This is a genomic window from Candidatus Poribacteria bacterium (assembly GCA_026702755.1).
Lineage (GTDB): Bacteria > Poribacteria > WGA-4E > WGA-4E > WGA-3G > WGA-3G.
Genome location: JAPPBX010000045.1, coordinates 1 through 15,593 on the forward strand (window position 1 = coordinate 1; position 15,593 = coordinate 15,593).

Genomic DNA, 15,593 nt, shown 5'->3' on the forward strand with positions numbered 1-15,593 from the left:
ATGTTTGATAAAATAGTTCCCCGTAGTGAAGACTACGCAAAATGGTATACACAGGTTATCCGTCAAGCAGAAATGGCAGATTACGCACCCGTACGCGGCTGTATGGTCGTACGTCCTTACGGTTACGCACTTTGGGAGAACGTCAAAGAGCAACTGGATATCCGTTTCAAGGAAACAGGACACCAAAATGCCGCATTTCCCCTCTTCATTCCAATGAGTTTCATTGAGAAGGAGGCGGAACACGTTGAAGGCTTCAAACACGAGTTCGCCATTGTCACGCATGGCGGCGGAAAAAAGTTGGAAGAGCCACTCGTGGTACGTCCGACATCTGAAACCATCATCGGCTACATGTATAGTCAATGGATCCAGTCTTACCGCGATCTGCCTGTGCTTATCAATCAGTGGGCGAATGTTGTCCGATGGGAATTACGTACCCGTCTTTTCTTAAGGACGATGGAATTCTTCTGGCAAGAGGGGCATACCGCACACGCTACACATGAAGAAGCGAAAGAAGAAACGCTCCGCATCCTCAATATCTACACCGATTTTGCTGTCAACGAAGCCGCTATACCCGTTATCCCCGGTCGCAAGAGCGAAAGCGAAAAGTTTCCGGGTGCCTTGACATCCTATACTATTGAGGCGATGATGGGTGATAAACGCGCCCTTCAAGCTGGCACATCACACGACTTAGGACAAAACTTCGCCAAAGCCTTCGATATTCAATACCTCGATGCCAACCAGAAACAGCAGCACTGCTGGACAACGAGTTGGGGGGTAAGTACCCGAATGATTGGAGCGATTATCATGGCACACGGGGACGACCAAGGATTAGTCCTACCCCCGAGACTCGCGCCCACGCAACTCGTCATCGTCCCAATTGTTCCGAAAAACAGAGATGATGCTAAGCAAACAGTCATGCAAGCCGTTGACGCAATCTGTGAGACCTTAGGTAGTGTCCGCTACCACGTTGATGACAGACACGACTACTCACCCGGATGGCGATTCAACGAATGGGAACTCAAAGGCGTGCCGCTGCGTATAGAAATAGGTCCTCGAGACTTGGAGAAACAGCAAATTGTCCTCGCACGACGCGATATACCGGGTAAGGAAGGCAAAACGTTCGTGCCGATTGATAACGCCGTCGAGACAGTGAAGCAGATGCTCGACACCATTCAAGCGGATATGCTCAAACGGGCGACGGACTTCCGAGATGCAAACACCTTTGAACCCCACACTTACGACGCATTCAAAGAAGTCATTGAAAATGGATTCGCTCGCGCACGCTGGTGTGGTGACACAGCATGTGAGGATCAGATCAGCGAGGAGACACAAGCAACTATCCGATGCATCCCGATGGAACAACCCGATGGTGGTGGTGAATGTATCGTCTGCGGTAAATCTGCAGAAGACATCGCAGTCTTTGCTCGTGCATACTAAATTGGTCATCAGTTATCGGGACGTAGGTTGGGTTGAGCGGTAAAACTACAGGCACATTTTCGCTATACACAGCGTTCCGTTCTTCAATGAACCCTTCGGGGAGATAGGTGCGGCGAAACCCAACATCCCAAACCGTGTCGGTATCATAATGCGTTGGATTTCACTCGGTTTTTGGTGATTTCAGGTTTCTCTGCTGAAAACTGTACCGTATGCGATCTTTTAGTAGGTTCCCGTTCAACCCAACCTACAGGACTACAAGGCATTAACTGACGGCTGAAAGGATTACGCAGTAATCCGTACTGATAACTGAAAACTATGAAAACTGATAACCGATAACTGATAACCGACAACCATAAAAAATATGAGTATACTTGTTAACAAAAATACAAAAGTAATCGTTCAAGGCATCACAGGTCGTTCTGGACGTTTTCATACGGAGCAATGCGCAGCTTACGGCACGCAGATCGTTGCGGGCGCGGTTCCCGGCAGAGGCGGGTCTGATGTAAACGGCATCCCCGTATATGACACTGTGGCAGACGGAGTTGCAGCAACAGGCGCAAACACCTCGCTGATTTTCGTTCCTGCACGCTTCAATGCAGCCGATTCCGTGATGGAAGCCGCGGCAGCTGGGGTGTCGCTTATCGTCTGTATATCCGAACATGTCCCGGTCCTTGATATGGTTAAGGCGAAAGCGTACCTGAAGACAGGCAATTTTGACAATCCGTTTATCATCCCGAACGGTCCTCCGAGGCTCATCGGTCCGAACTGCCCCGGTATCATCACACCCGGCGAATGCAAAATTGGCGTAATGCCTGAGTTTGCTTACACCCCTGGCAACGTTGGCATCGTCTCCCGAAGTGGAACGCTAACCTATGAAGCCGCCTACCAACTGAAACGACTCGGTATCGGACAGTCTACCTGTGTCGGTATCGGTGGTGATCCAGTGATCGGAACAAACTTCGTTGATGTTCTGAAACTTTTTGAGGCGGACGATGACACGCACGCCGTCGTTTTAATCGGTGAAATCGGCGGAACGGCTGAGGAAACAGCAGCACAGTTCGTGAAGGACGAAATGACGAAGCCAGTTGTCGGATTTATCGCTGGACAGACTGCTCCACCGGGCAAACGGATGGGACACGCAGGGGCGATCATCTCTGGTGGACAAGGTACCGCTGCAGACAAAATTCAGGCACTCAAAAATGCTGGAATTGCCGTCGCAGATAGCCTCGCCACCATCGGCGAAACCGTAGCAAAGGTCTTGGCTTAAGGCTGAGGCAAGGTAAAAAATGAAGAAAGATATTGCTTATCTTCACACCAAAAAACAGCAGCAGCAACCGATCACTGTGCTAACCTGCTACGATTATCCAACCGCTTGCCTACAGGACGAGGCAGGGATCGATATCGTTTTCGTCGGGGATAGCGTCGGCACCAATATCCTCGGTTATAAAAACGAGACAGAAGTGACGATGGCAGATATGCGTCACCATCTCAAAGCGGTGCGCCGCGGTGTGACAGATGCCTACCTCCTCGTTGATATGCCTTACGCCGCCGATCGCGATGTGAAGCAAGCCGTTGCCAACGCGAAACTCTTCTTATCTGATGGGGCAGACGGTGTTAAATTGGAAGGCGGTATAGAAAAGGTTCCGATTGTTACCGCACTCGCCGAACAAGGTATGGAAATCTGCGCACACATCGGCCACAATCCGCAAATTCACGGCACCAAAGCAGCGACGCACGGAAAAACCTTTGCTAAAGCGAAACAACTCATTGAAGCAGCAAGAGCACTCACGGAGGCAGGTGCGAAACTCATTGTCCTTGAGAAAATCACTGAGGAAGTGAGCCAAATCATAACCGAGAACGTTGATATTCCCACCATCGGCATCGGGGCAGGGCGATATTGCGACGGACAAGTACTCGTCATCAACGATATATTAGGCATAGGTCCGCCCTTCAAACACGCCAAACGCTACCAAGATTACAATCAGCTAACTTTTGAAGCAATCAGGCAATATCGCGAAGAGGTAGCAAACGGCACATTTCCCACAGATGCGAATACCTCACATATCCCCCCAGACAAACTTGAGCGAGTCCAGAAGTGGTTAAAGAACATCTGAACGATCCGAGACATTACTTGAAGAGCAATGCACTCACAGAAAACAAGATCATGTCCTTAAGGACATATTGATAACATCGAGTATAGCAATCACTCATGGCGAAGAGAATATCTTTGATGAACGGCTTTTTACTTTACTGAGACTTTTCTAACTTTTCTACCCAATCCTGCATGTTGCGCAACTGCGTACGAAGTTCGCTTGATCTACGCTTAGATTCAGCACGTGCTTCATTTTCTTGCCTTTCGGCTTCCTTTACTTGTGCCAACATTTCTGCAGCATCTTCGGAGTAAACTGCAAGGTTTTCCAAGGCTGCATTGCGTCGTAATTTTGCCTCTTTGAATGCTTCTACTGCAGACTTAATCTGATCAGTATCCATGCGTTCAAAGGAAACAAGCACCTTTCCGAGTTCTTCTATTGCTGTTTGGTAATCTGAAGCTGCAAGTGCTTCTTTGGCCTCATGGGTTGCGGACACAGCCGGGTCAGTATCCTTAAAAGGAAATACCTTCTTGAGCCTTTCTTGTGCCGCTTGGTATTCTGATTCTGCTGTAACGTACTTTTCAAATGCTTCGGCAGCTGCCGCATCTTCATCTGAAATTGCTTCTTGCAATATGAGGGCTACAGAATCCGTGTCTTCGCTATGGACCTGGCTGTCGTCAATTTTTTCAGACATTGCAGCACTATCTATATCTTCTGATTCTGCTATACCTTCAACCGATTCGCGAGGTTCTTGTATAGCGTCAGAAGGTGTTGGTTTTACCGACAAATCTGCAGGTTGTAGGGGGACACTTTTATACACCCGCTTCGGTTCAGCTTCCAGTATTTTCTGAGTAGGACGATGATGCCCAAAATACCAAACAGCAGTCGCACCTATTAAGGAAAGAGCAACGTAAATTGGCATAAGATACTTTCTCATTTTCAGACCCCTTATCTGTTGAAGGACAGGTTTCTACCGTTACAATAGTTTATCAGAATTTTCCAACCTTTTCAACATTACTTCAGATAACGTTTGGTCCTGTGGATAAACTTGCAGGAATGCAGCAATTGCTAAAATCGGGATACTAAACTACCTGTTCGTAGGTGAGGTAACAATACTCAACTACGTCAATGACACGTGCGCCTTCTAATCGGAGAGGCTCCTTGAAAAATGGTGCGTCCAATACCCATGTGTGGTATTCGCCTTGTTCGCCGCACGCGTCAATTGGTAGCTGCTTCAGTTCTGAAATGAGTTTAGCATCTAAATACCTACCAGCAATAGTCGGTTGAAAGTGTTTTTTGTAAGCGAGGGAGCAGACGACCTTAAATTTGTCGGAGATAAGGGTATCCAATATCGCGTGCCGATCCAATTCCCATAATGGTTTATGTACCTCCGCCAAACCTGCAGCAACTCCCTCTATCCAATTCGGCATCCCGTCCACCGTAGAAATATCTCCCGTAATTAGCACCTCAATCCCGCTATCTTTAAGCGTCTCGATCTGTTGCCGGTAGCTCGGTTTATAGGGTTCAGAAATCGGTAAGAATTCAAGAGGAATCCCGATCTTTCGCGCCTGTATTTCCATGAGTTCCGTTGGATGCGCGTAGAATTGTCGATTGTCTGCTGGAACGAAACAGACAAGTCTCCTTATATCGTAAAGATTTAAGGAGACTTGAAGTGCGAGGGCAGAATCTTTTCCACCTGTCCACAGGACGGCTGCTTTCATCAATTTACCCATCCAGCGGCACTACATCCGCATAGACATAAGTCGGTGAAATGTTGCTGCTTGTGTGAATTTTGTCATCTTTATCCTTTGCGGAAACAATATCCCTCTGAACGACTTCTCCCGGTTTCGCCGCAACAGGTGAACTGAACATCGGTCCATCAACGACGCACGTATGGAATTCTCCGTTTTCGCCGAGCGGATCCACACCATCCGGTAAATCTGCGAGAAGCGCAGCATCAAACCATCGTCCTGCAAAATCAGCGGGGACTTTGGTAGGATTGAGGGCAGTGATAATAGCCCGCAAGCCAGAATCAATCATCTTTTCGGCGAGCAGCGTTGTGTCCTCTCCCCATACCGGAAAAATCGGTGTAAAACCGGTCCCCTTGAGTTTATCCTCCCGATACTCACGAATATCTTCCAAGAAGAGATCACCGAATGCGAAATGCGACGCGCCCAGACCTTCAGGCAACGCTTCCACCTCAGCGAGGAATTTTCGCATCGCTTCTTCATAAATTGCGTTGGAACACGGATAGGGGATCGGTATCTCGTACAACGGCACGCCGAGTTTCTCCGCCTGCTGTTTCAGCACCCATGCTGGTGTCGAGTGGATAGAAACACGATCAAACGTCTTTGTGACAGTCGTAAAAATACCGCGTACATCGTAGCGTTCCGGCTGTTGACGGAGCGTGTGAAGTGCCCACGCAGAATCTTTGCCCGAAGACCAAGAAACCAAAACCGGTATGGGTGTCGCCTCATTCGTTTGTTTTGTCATTGTTAAACCTTTCTGTTAATCTATAGTGCCAAAAAGTTTGCCAACAGACTCTTTCCAGCAGCCGTCAAAATTGATTCCGGATGAAATTGCACACCCCAGATAGGCAAATCCTTATGTCGAAGCCCCATGATTTCATCCTGATCTGTCCAAGCCGTGATCTCAAGGCAGTCCGGCAGTGTCTCTTTTTTGACGATAAGCGAATGGTAACGTGTCGCTTCAAATGGATTATCCAGTCCCTCAAAAAGTTCGAGACCATTATGTTCTATCATTGAGGTTTTACCGTGCATCAACCGATCAGCCCTAACAACTTCGCCTCCGAACACGTCTCCGATGCACTGATGTCCGAGACAAACGCCCAAAATCGGGACTTTTCCGGCGAAGTGTTGTATGGTATCGTTGGATATGCCTGCTTCTTTCGGTGTGCAAGGCCCGGGTGAAATGACAATCCGTTCCGGTTCCAGAGTGTCTAACGCCTCTAATCCAATCTTCCGACTCCGATGAACTTCCAGTTCAGCACCGAGTTCACCCAAATACTGAACCAAGTTATAGGTAAAGGAGTCGTAGTTATCAATCATTAAAACCATTTTTCTGTCTCCGAGTTAACAGGTGCTTTTCTAAAGCAGTTAGTCTTCAATTTCGACAATCATTTCAATTATAATTGGAGTCCCAAGCGGTAGTTGTACCATGCCGACTGCGGAACAGGCATGTCTGCTTCTCCTTTTGGAAACTGATCGTCAAACAACCTTGGATGTCCTCATCAAATCGCCACAGTAATAGTTATCAGTTGTCAATTGCAAGTGATGTGTGGTTATGTAACGTTGATGTTAACTGAAAACCGCTAACTGTTCCTCAGCCAATGCGATAGCACTGAGCATCGCGCGCGCTTTACTGACGGTTTCGTAATACTCAGTTTCGGGTACTGAATCTGCGACGATACCACCGCCTGCTTGCACATAAGCGGTGCCATCTTTGATAACCGCGGTTCGGATCGTAATCGCTGTGTCTGAACTGCCAGAGAAACTGAAATAACCGACAGCCCCACCGTACGTGCCGCGCCGTGTAGATTCAAGTTCATCGATAATTTCCATTGCCCGTACCTTCGGCGCGCCGGAGAGCGTGCCAGCGGGAAGGCATGACCGGAGGACATCAAAAGCCGTAAAATTTTCGCGCAACTGTCCAATAACGTGCGAAACGATGTGCATCACATGTGAGAAACGTTCAACTATCATGAGCTCGGTGACTTCAACAGTGTGATATTCACAGACCCGACCAAGGTCGTTCCGTCCTAAATCCACAAGCATAACGTGCTCCGCGCGTTCCTTTGGATCGGCAAGGAGTATCCGTTCCAACTCTTTGTCTTCTTCTGGGGTTGTGCCACGCGGGCGTGTGCCCGCAATTGGAACGGTTTGGACAAGCCCATCTTCCACTCTTACCATCATTTCCGGTGATGCCCCCACAATATCAAAATCATCAAACTTCAGATAATACATATAGGGGGACGGATTGATCACTCGCAACGCCCGATACACATCAAATGAATCTACAGATACTGGACAACTGAACCGCTGCGAAAGGACGACTTGGATAATGTCGCCTGCGGCTATGTATTCCTTAGCATGTCTGACCGCGGCTTCGTAATCGGATTTCGTGAGATTCGATTGGGGTTCGGATATGATTTTATCATACCGCTCCTGATGTTCACCACTATCCGTGCGTAAATGCATTTCGGAAGCAGCTGCGAGCTTCTCGACTAATGCCTCAATTTTCGCGAGCGCATCCGCATAAGCCCCATCTACATCTCCATCAATATGTGCGTTCGCCACAACCTTAATCTGATGGTTCACATGATCAAATATCAAAATCGTCTCGGCAATCATGAAAAAGCAATCCGGAAGCTGCAGTTCATCTTCGGTACTATCTGGCAATTCCTCCACGAAGCGCACCATGTCATAACTCATATAACCCACCGCGCCCCCGTGGAATTTCGGTAACTCTTCAGTGTCAACAGGTCGGTAATCCTGCATCAATTCCTCAAGGACGCGCAAAGGATCCTCATATTCCTGAACTACCGTTTCGCCTTTTTCCAAATACTCAATGGTAACTTGATGCCCTTTACTATAGAAAAGCACCGAGGGTTGACTCCCTAAAAAAGAGTAGCGCGCAACGTTTTCACCACCTTCTACACTCTCCAACAAGAACGCATAATTGTCTGGCATCAATTTATAGAACGCAGATACCGGTGTCTCCATATCCGCCAAAATCGATCGGTATACTGGTATTGTGTTTCCTGATTTCGCTGCCTCGCGAAAATCTTCCAACGTCGGATAATACATCAGTAACTCCTTTTTCAAACCTTTAGCATCAAAGTGCTCAACTTTATCGTACTGCATACGGCAGCACTATTTTTTATCTTTACAAAACTAAGCGATTTTCGAGTGGATACCAAGGTCCGAAAACTGAGAAATATCAAAGACTAATAGACGGCATCTGCCTCGAAAACCTTTTCACCTACGATACGCGTTGACTCTCCGTCGGGGGAGACTTCCCGAAAGAAGCAGGAACGATAGCCGACATGACACGCTGCTACCTTCTGCTCAACCTTTATCAGCAGGGCATCGCCGTCGCAATCGACAGCAACAGATTTAACTGTCTGTGTATGCCCCGAAGTCTCCCCCTTTATCCACAACTTTTGGCGGGAACGGCTCCAGAAGCAAACGCGCCCCGTAGTCAGCGTCTCTTTTATCGCTTCCGCGTTCATATAACCGACCATCAGGATTTCGTTATTCGTGCGATCTTGAATGACCGCGGCGACCAAGCCATCGCGGTCATATTTGAGTTCCGACAAAATTTTCATCTGGTTTCTCCTCTTTAAAAACAAAAAACCTTATGCCGCTCGGATTCGTGTGCATAAGGCTTCAACTGGACTTAGAAATGAAAAAGACGATTTTCAATATGTATTTCAGTTATCCATTTAGGCGCACACTCCTCCGCAAGCAATTGGAATGCCACCAATGCCAATGGTTAGACATGCTATGCAAGTTGGAGTGTGAACGTAAAAGTGTCATTTCTCTCGCTTTTCAACAACGGTTGATAACTGCCAAATTTTTGGATTCACCCACGCCTAATATTAATAATACCACATTTACTTTGCATTGTCAAGTTTTTAACTATTTGATTTTCCACTCACAGCGTAGAGACCTTAGATAAGCTGACTACCTTCTTAGGAGTCCCTTCACGAACTAATGCTCCCAGATCAATTGATACGGTTTCCCATAGCCCACCAGCATAATCAGGGTTGTTTGTATGAAATGTAATATCTTTAGGATTAGGAATCGGTTCGCTATCAAGTAACAAACCTTCAAGGTAACACTCAACCGCTTCCGCAGCTTGCATCAAGGCTTCCTCAACGGTATTTCCGGCACTGAAACACCCAGGCAAATCGGGAACAGTAACCCCGTAACAACTCTCCGGATCTTTGTGGATAACAATAGGATAGCGCATAAAACACCTCTTATTCTCATAAATTTGCCTACAAGCCGCTGTTGTAATCCTGATAATCCATGAATCACAGTTCAAACGTTTCACACCCAACAGGACCACACTCAATTGTTAATCTTTCCACAAATTGTGTGACAAAGTGTGACAAAAACTATGTAGCTTCTGAGACATACACGCGATGCATTTCAGACGATTTTATTTATGAAGTTAATGTTATTAATGATACCGCATCCAATTTGCGTTGTCAAATCTTTTGTTAATGTTTCTCGGACACTTCAGAAAAAAATTTGCCAAAAATATCGTAATATGATATAATATATGCATCACAATTAAATAAACGAACGATTCAGGTGCCGGAGAGAACCGGAGAATAGGGAAGTGCGGTGAGAATCCGCCACGGCCCCGCCACTGTGAACGATCACAAATATCCGCTGAAAAAACCACTGTCAATTTACTGATGGGAAGGTTCAGCGGACGCAAGATCGGAAGTCAGGAGACCTGCCTGGATCGTGTTTCACGCATCTGCTTTCGCGGGAAAGCGGTGGAACAGAGCACAGTATCCTGTCAGATCAAAAATATAAATACCGATATACGGTATGGAATTCTTTTACACAGGATACACCTTATACAGAGTGTCGCTTCCTCCCCTGACTTTCCGATGAAAGCAGGGGTTTTTTGTTTCATTACGGAGGTTTTTAATGAACAAAGTTGTAGCGATGCCGCTTGCAAGCGCGGCTAAAAAAATCGATCGGCGGCACTTCTCGTGCTATTCACTCCTACTTCTCTGTGCTTTTCTTTTTACGCTCCTCGTGAGTCCTGCTTTTGGACAGACAGAAGCTCAAGACATAGCGGTTGTCATAAACGCCCTGACACATCCCGACTTGCGCATTGTCGCTTCTCTCTCTCTCATCGATCTGGATGAGCCAAGTGAGAGGCGGGCTGTTGACAATGAGATACTCCACATCGGCTTTGATCCGATATTGCGGCGGCGGGCGATTGGGCTCTCTATTCACGGGCATCTCGCCTATATCACGAGTTTCAACTTACCCATCACTGGCGAAACAAGTTCCGGCGACAACATCTATATTATTAACTTGGAAGATCGAGAGTTTGTTGGCGAAATTCCGATCGAGGCGGGCACAACCCCCCAGCAGATCGCTTTGGTCAATGATCAAAAGTTATACGTTACCTGTGCCGCAACGCATGAGGTCCATGTCGTTGACATCGACAATCGCAATGTGATAAAGGTCCTCACGGGTTCCTTCAACAAACCGACGGGTATCACGCTTCTCAACGGCAAAGCCTACGTCACGAACCCCGCCTGGGAGTGGGATCCGGTTGCACGGAAAACCACCTACTACGATAGCAGTGTCACAGTGATTGATACGGAGACAGACATCATTCTGAAGTCAATCCCAGTGCCTACAAACGCAGGCGGAATCCTCAACGATGGTGAATCCACGGTCATTGTCAAAACAACGGGAAATTACAATGACATCCTGGGACATCTCGTTCTGATTGACGCGAATACCGATGAAGTTATGGAAACGGTTAAACTCGGGTTCACACCTGGATCCGTCGCTCTTAATTCACAAAAACAGTTGTTTATGCAAGGCAGTTGGCAGAACCCTGGCTTGCTCATCTACGATATCGTAGCACGAGACTGGATTCGCGATGAAGATGATACGATTGCTAACTTCAGTAACGATGCGGATGCCTCTATCGGTGGTGGTTTGACCTTTGCACCAGACGGGAATCTTTATATCACGCAACCGGATTGGGGAGGCGGTGGACAGGATTACGTTCGCGTCATGGACGTGGCAGATGCATCTCTCCTGAGATCCTACCGCGTTGGACCCGGTGCTAATAATTTGGGGTTCGCAACGATTACACCGCGACGCGAAGATCTCAATAATGACGGGTTCGTCAACATGAAAGATATGATAATCGCAGGTCGTTTTATCGGGGATGAGGGTGCCGGAATACTTGCGGATGTCAATGGAGACGAAGTTGTTAATATCCTTGATCTGGTGCTGATAGGTCAAGGACTGTAACTTAACATTCATAGGCGAGTTTTCTAATGGTCATCGGTCGTCGGTTATCGGTTATCGGAAGGATGGTCATCAGCAATCAGCAATCAGCAATCAGCGGACACGCTGAAGGTTTCCGACTGCTGACGGCTGATGGCTATAAAATAGAGAAGATTTTGTGGGGCTTGCCGCTGCTCGTTTTTCTGCTCAGTTGCGCCTCAACTCCTAAAGAAGAACCGCTCTCATGGAAGGTGACGTTCTTTTCATTAGGGGCAAAGGTGCAATTTGATGCAGCGGCACCGGTCCAGTATCTGAATGCCTTTAATTTGGATGGTGTAACCGTTGCGCAACTCAACTTCCCGGTATCACCTCGTCAAACGGAATCCCTCTATTTTGAATGGCAGGCAGGCGAAACCTATAAATTTGAGGCGACCTTGTCTACAGGGGATATCAGCGTTCAAACGATAACTGCACCGCGGACATACACACAAGGCAATTTAGAGATTGCCATTCCCTACGGTGCTGCGACGCAGTCGGATTCGGGAGATACACTGGAAAATGATCAGAAGGCACTCGTTCTAAGTGGAAGCGAGATGGCAGCCACGGTTCTTGTTACAAACGGGAACATGCCAACAACCTTTGAACTGGAACTTTGTTTGCCATCAACGCTAACCGTCGTTCGCTTACCAGCAGGTTGGAAAAGTGAAACAATTGACACCTTAACCTGCCTCTCCACTACCGACGGATTTCGCATCGCATCGGAGGTGTGGTACCGAGAATTAGTTTTGAGAACCTCCGAGACAAATCGTTCGGATGGGCAAGCGATTTCGGGGACTGTCCATTTCACAACTGACGCAGGACAAACATGGGAACAGCAAGCAACAATGAAATTACGAGTCGCAACCGTTTCAGAAATCGCGGAAAACCTCTCAATAGGATCTATCGATATGCCGACAGATGCGACAGGCACAGTGGATCGGAAGCAGCGAAAAGATACTGTCTACTACGCACGCCCGCTGTTCAGTTGGCTCCGAACGTCGCAAACCAATGCCTTTGAGCCGACAACCTATCAGACAGTCCGACTCCGCAACCAAGGCGAAGAAACGATTCATGTGGTCGTGTCATCAACCAATATAGATACGAAAAGTGGTGAAATCATTCCCTTTCTCGCGCCCCCAGAAACAGCAAACGGAGGTACCAATCGGAGCGTAGCGTTTGCGAGCTTGCTGGGTGACACGGTTACAGAGATTCCGTTGCCCATATATTTTCATCCGGTGTATTTACGACAGGGAAACCAGCCAGAACAGGCGATTCCCGGGGAATATGTGCGCGACATCGCAGTGAAGGTCTGGGGAAGCGACGCGACAATTCTTCGTGAACAACGTTCACTGCACCTAATCGTTCCAAATCAACAAGCACTGCTCATCAGTCTATTGGCGATCATCAGTAGCAGCATCGGTTTCGCCCTTGTCCTACGGCTTCATAAACAAATTTTCGCTGGTTTCACAACAAAACAGCTGATTGTAATTGCGCTGTTTAGCACAACAGTTTTTGTAGCAGTGATGGTTCCGTCAACGCTGTTTCTCAACTTAATCCGTGCCGTTCTCGGTCCAATCTCGGTACTTCTAACCGGTTTAATCAACGAAACGCTCTACTATGCTTTACTGACGGCACTACTTATCTACATTAACGGAGACCCGGAGAATGCAGAAGTTACAAATCGGAAACTCGTTAAAGGTAGCGGTGTAATCTTACTTGTCTCTGCAGTACGTTTACTTCTCGGTGGTGTCACGTTTGGGCTTTTTACACCGATGGCGATCGTCTATACTGGCACAAGCGTTCTTCTATTGGAAACAGGATTTCTGTGCGTGCGAGGGCGTAGTCTGCTGGCATGGGCAGTCGTATTAGGCCTTTGCGACGCGCTCTCTGTTTATGTCGATTTTCAACTCTCTATACTGTTCTATCGACTTTTTTATGCCGATTGGTATATCATTCTCCGAATCTTAATAGAAGGGTTCGTCTATACGTTTATCGGTGTGCTTCTCGGTGGGCGATTAGGTAGAGGTTTATGGCGCGTGGCAGACTAAGCCATCATATTTGTGAAATCCAGAAATACGCGATTTAGACAACACGGAAAAACTACAATACAAACATAAGGAAACATTACAATGAAACGAATTCAGTTTTTGACGCTATTCTGTCTGCTCATCGTCTTACCTATCGGCATTGCGACGGCTGACCTAAATGTCACTTGGGTCAGGACAGGCGCAGTCCTTGAAACCGAAGGTAAACAGAACGTTGACCTTAAAATCAACGTCGCAACCGTATCTAACGGCACAACCCATGCATTAGCAGAAACACCAACCGTCCAACAATTTGATGCGAACCGAGTTCTTCTTCAATTCGCATGGCAACCGAACCAAAGTTATCAGTTCCGTTTAAATGACAGCGTAACAACAGCGATTTCGCCGCTGAAGCCAGAACCTTATCTCATCCGTACCGTCGAATTAGACGGCCTCTTATCGCTGATGGAAAACCTGCGCCAACCTGCGAAACCGACTGCCCTTGCCTTAGGACATGGTAGTAGACCTAATACAGAGAAGTTAGCAATCGCGACAGATAGCGGACATCTCGCGGTTTTGAAACCCCTCACGGGTGAGACGCTTTGGAAAACCCGTATTTCGGAAGGTTATGTGAGACGGATGGCATTCAGTGCCGATAACACACGACTCTATATTGGCGAACAAGCAGCAGATGGGTTTATCTACTGTTACGACTTAACAACCGACAAATCAACGCTCCGCTGGAAATATCGTACCGCCGATGACATCGAAACCTCCACGCCAAGCAATCCTGATAGCGTCTACGCATGGGTAAGTTACCCTGGTCCAGCGTGCATGCGAACCCTAACGAACGGAGACCTTTTGGTAGCGAGTGTACACTCTTGGACAGAGAATGATACACCACTTAAGAAGTCCCAACTCTATCGATTTGACGGTGAAACGGGAGAAGTCACTTGGAAATGGCCCCGCGAACATGCTGGACCAAAGGTGATACGCTGGTTCGACGTAAGTGCCGATAGCAAAACACTTGCCCTCGTGATGGATAGCGGGCATAACTTACAAGGCAACGCCGCGAATGAAAGCGGCAACGGAAAACTCACTGTCCTCAATGCAGAGGATGGAACGGAAAAATGGCACGTGGATATTGAACCGCTGCGCGAGTATTTCGCGCAGGTCACGTTTTGGAGAGGTGTCAGTCTATCCCCCGATGGCAAATTCATCAACGTCACAACTGACGATGGGCGCGCCTTCATTTTCGATGTAAACAGATCGGAACCGATATGGCAGGAAAATTTGGCGACACCATTGGAGGTAAGCGGTATTCCTATTGTAGCCACTTCCGGCACGATTGACGCGACGGATGCAGCAGCACTCTTTGTTACTGGCGATACCTACATCCCCTATCATCTCCGAAAAGGCGCGCAAAAACCTTCGGCGGGACATCCCAACGGGATGACGTTGTTTGCCTATTCGTGGAACGGTGAGAAAAGTTGGCAGTGGAAACTTGAGAATATGCCGCAAGGTTTACGCATTGATGCTATAGACCGTTATGCCGTGTTATCTGTCTCCAAGCGGACACAGGATCCGAATGAGAGTCTCCACGGTGTGTCGGTGTTTGATTTGAAAGCGGAGGGCAGCGGTTTAGCGAAATACCTATATACCTACCGCACAGAAGGACAACTCCCGTACGATACACTCGCAGTCAGCGCGAATGGTACTTTAATCGCTATCGTTGAGGTGCCAATAGCAATGCCAGATGAAACCGTCCAGGGTAAGAATCGAGTACATGTGCTGTATTGATTTTTGGTTGCCTGAACATGAATCTTGACAAATGCGGATAACCAATGTACACTTATTATTTACCACTTCCCCAAACCCTTGCAGGCGAGGTTTGGAGCCTCGTTTCGGTAGTCCATTGTGCCATGAAAACTCGCTGATATCAAAACTTAAGGGGAACAACAACCCTGTTGTTCCCCAATTGC

Annotated in this window: 13 protein-coding genes and 1 riboswitch; of the genes, 6 read left to right on the plus strand and 7 right to left on the minus strand. The window is 47.6% G+C overall.

The window, feature by feature from the left end; all coding sequences use genetic code 11:
- The 3 genes from proS (at position 1) to panB (ending at position 3,551) form a co-directional block, all read left to right on the plus strand.
- Positions 1-1,437, plus strand: a complete 1,437-nt coding sequence (gene proS / locus OXH39_08540; protein MCY3550496.1) for a proline--tRNA ligase — start codon at positions 1-3, stop codon at positions 1,435-1,437.
- Between the two features lie 361 nt (positions 1,438-1,798).
- Positions 1,799-2,704: a succinate--CoA ligase subunit alpha gene (gene sucD / locus OXH39_08545; protein ID MCY3550497.1), complete on the plus strand. Its 906-nt coding sequence runs from the start codon at positions 1,799-1,801 to the stop codon at positions 2,702-2,704.
- Between the two features lie 19 nt (positions 2,705-2,723).
- Entirely contained in the window at positions 2,724-3,551 is an 828-nt protein-coding gene (gene panB, locus OXH39_08550; protein MCY3550498.1) for a 3-methyl-2-oxobutanoate hydroxymethyltransferase, read from the plus strand.
- A 133-nt stretch (positions 3,552-3,684) separates the two neighbouring features.
- On the opposite strand, the gene OXH39_08555 is transcribed toward panB, so the two are convergent.
- From OXH39_08555 to OXH39_08585, 7 genes are all read right to left on the minus strand, one after another.
- Complete coding sequence (locus OXH39_08555) at positions 3,685-4,464, minus strand: hypothetical protein (protein MCY3550499.1); 780 nt, start codon at positions 4,462-4,464, stop codon at positions 3,685-3,687.
- Between the two features lie 145 nt (positions 4,465-4,609).
- The gene (locus OXH39_08560; protein MCY3550500.1) at positions 4,610-5,248 is read right to left on the minus strand and encodes a hypothetical protein; all 639 of its coding nucleotides are present in this window, start codon (positions 5,246-5,248) and stop codon (positions 4,610-4,612) included.
- A 4-nt stretch (positions 5,249-5,252) separates the two neighbouring features.
- Positions 5,253-6,020 (minus strand): adenine nucleotide alpha hydrolase, encoded by a 768-nt coding sequence (locus tag OXH39_08565; protein ID MCY3550501.1) that lies wholly within the window; start codon positions 6,018-6,020, stop codon positions 5,253-5,255.
- Positions 6,021-6,040: 20 nt separating this feature from the next.
- On the minus strand, positions 6,041-6,604 hold the full coding sequence (locus tag OXH39_08570) for an aminodeoxychorismate/anthranilate synthase component II (protein ID MCY3550502.1): 564 nt from the start codon (positions 6,602-6,604) through the stop codon (positions 6,041-6,043).
- A 240-nt stretch (positions 6,605-6,844) separates the two neighbouring features.
- Positions 6,845-8,353 (minus strand): anthranilate synthase component I, encoded by a 1,509-nt coding sequence (gene trpE, locus OXH39_08575; GenBank protein MCY3550503.1) that lies wholly within the window; start codon positions 8,351-8,353, stop codon positions 6,845-6,847.
- 140 nt (positions 8,354-8,493) lie between these two features.
- Positions 8,494-8,874 carry a phosphoribosyl-AMP cyclohydrolase gene (hisI, locus tag OXH39_08580; GenBank protein ID MCY3550504.1) on the minus strand — a complete coding sequence of 127 codons (381 nt, stop codon included), beginning with the start codon at positions 8,872-8,874 and terminating at the stop codon, positions 8,494-8,496.
- A 329-nt stretch (positions 8,875-9,203) separates the two neighbouring features.
- Positions 9,204-9,521 (minus strand): type II toxin-antitoxin system HicB family antitoxin, encoded by a 318-nt coding sequence (locus OXH39_08585; protein MCY3550505.1) that lies wholly within the window; start codon positions 9,519-9,521, stop codon positions 9,204-9,206.
- Between the two features lie 328 nt (positions 9,522-9,849).
- A riboswitch (cobalamin riboswitch) is annotated at positions 9,850-10,039 on the plus strand.
- 177 nt (positions 10,040-10,216) lie between these two features.
- Here OXH39_08585 and OXH39_08590 point away from each other — a divergent pair.
- The 3 genes from OXH39_08590 (at position 10,217) to OXH39_08600 (ending at position 15,411) form a co-directional block, all read left to right on the plus strand.
- Positions 10,217-11,572: a hypothetical protein gene (locus tag OXH39_08590; protein MCY3550506.1), complete on the plus strand. Its 1,356-nt coding sequence runs from the start codon at positions 10,217-10,219 to the stop codon at positions 11,570-11,572.
- Positions 11,573-11,598: 26 nt separating this feature from the next.
- Entirely contained in the window at positions 11,599-13,635 is a 2,037-nt protein-coding gene (locus OXH39_08595; GenBank protein ID MCY3550507.1) for a hypothetical protein, read from the plus strand.
- An 81-nt stretch (positions 13,636-13,716) separates the two neighbouring features.
- Complete coding sequence (locus tag OXH39_08600; GenBank protein MCY3550508.1) at positions 13,717-15,411, plus strand: PQQ-binding-like beta-propeller repeat protein; 1,695 nt, start codon at positions 13,717-13,719, stop codon at positions 15,409-15,411.
- The last annotated feature ends 182 nt before the right edge of the window (positions 15,412-15,593 follow it).

What these genes read in the sequence shown, in the direction of transcription:
- sucD (MCY3550497.1), top strand. Translation starts at nt 1,799, where the DNA reads ATGAGTATACTTGTTAACAAAAATACAAAAGTAATCGTTCAAGGCATC.
- OXH39_08555 (MCY3550499.1), bottom strand. Translation starts at nt 4,464, where the DNA reads ATGAGAAAGTATCTTATGCCAATTTACGTTGCTCTTTCCTTAATAGGT.
- trpE (MCY3550503.1), bottom strand. Translation starts at nt 8,353, where the DNA reads ATGTATTATCCGACGTTGGAAGATTTTCGCGAGGCAGCGAAATCAGGA.
- proS (MCY3550496.1), top strand. Translation starts at nt 1, where the DNA reads ATGTTTGATAAAATAGTTCCCCGTAGTGAAGACTACGCAAAATGGTAT.
- OXH39_08600 (MCY3550508.1), top strand. Translation starts at nt 13,717, where the DNA reads ATGAAACGAATTCAGTTTTTGACGCTATTCTGTCTGCTCATCGTCTTA.
- OXH39_08590 (MCY3550506.1), top strand. Translation starts at nt 10,217, where the DNA reads ATGAACAAAGTTGTAGCGATGCCGCTTGCAAGCGCGGCTAAAAAAATC.
- hisI (MCY3550504.1), bottom strand. Translation starts at nt 8,874, where the DNA reads ATGAAAATTTTGTCGGAACTCAAATATGACCGCGATGGCTTGGTCGCC.
- OXH39_08585 (MCY3550505.1), bottom strand. Translation starts at nt 9,521, where the DNA reads ATGCGCTATCCTATTGTTATCCACAAAGATCCGGAGAGTTGTTACGGG.
- OXH39_08565 (MCY3550501.1), bottom strand. Translation starts at nt 6,020, where the DNA reads ATGACAAAACAAACGAATGAGGCGACACCCATACCGGTTTTGGTTTCT.
- panB (MCY3550498.1), top strand. Translation starts at nt 2,724, where the DNA reads ATGAAGAAAGATATTGCTTATCTTCACACCAAAAAACAGCAGCAGCAA.
- OXH39_08560 (MCY3550500.1), bottom strand. Translation starts at nt 5,248, where the DNA reads ATGAAAGCAGCCGTCCTGTGGACAGGTGGAAAAGATTCTGCCCTCGCA.
- OXH39_08570 (MCY3550502.1), bottom strand. Translation starts at nt 6,604, where the DNA reads ATGGTTTTAATGATTGATAACTACGACTCCTTTACCTATAACTTGGTT.
- OXH39_08595 (MCY3550507.1), top strand. Translation starts at nt 11,599, where the DNA reads ATGGTCATCGGTCGTCGGTTATCGGTTATCGGAAGGATGGTCATCAGC.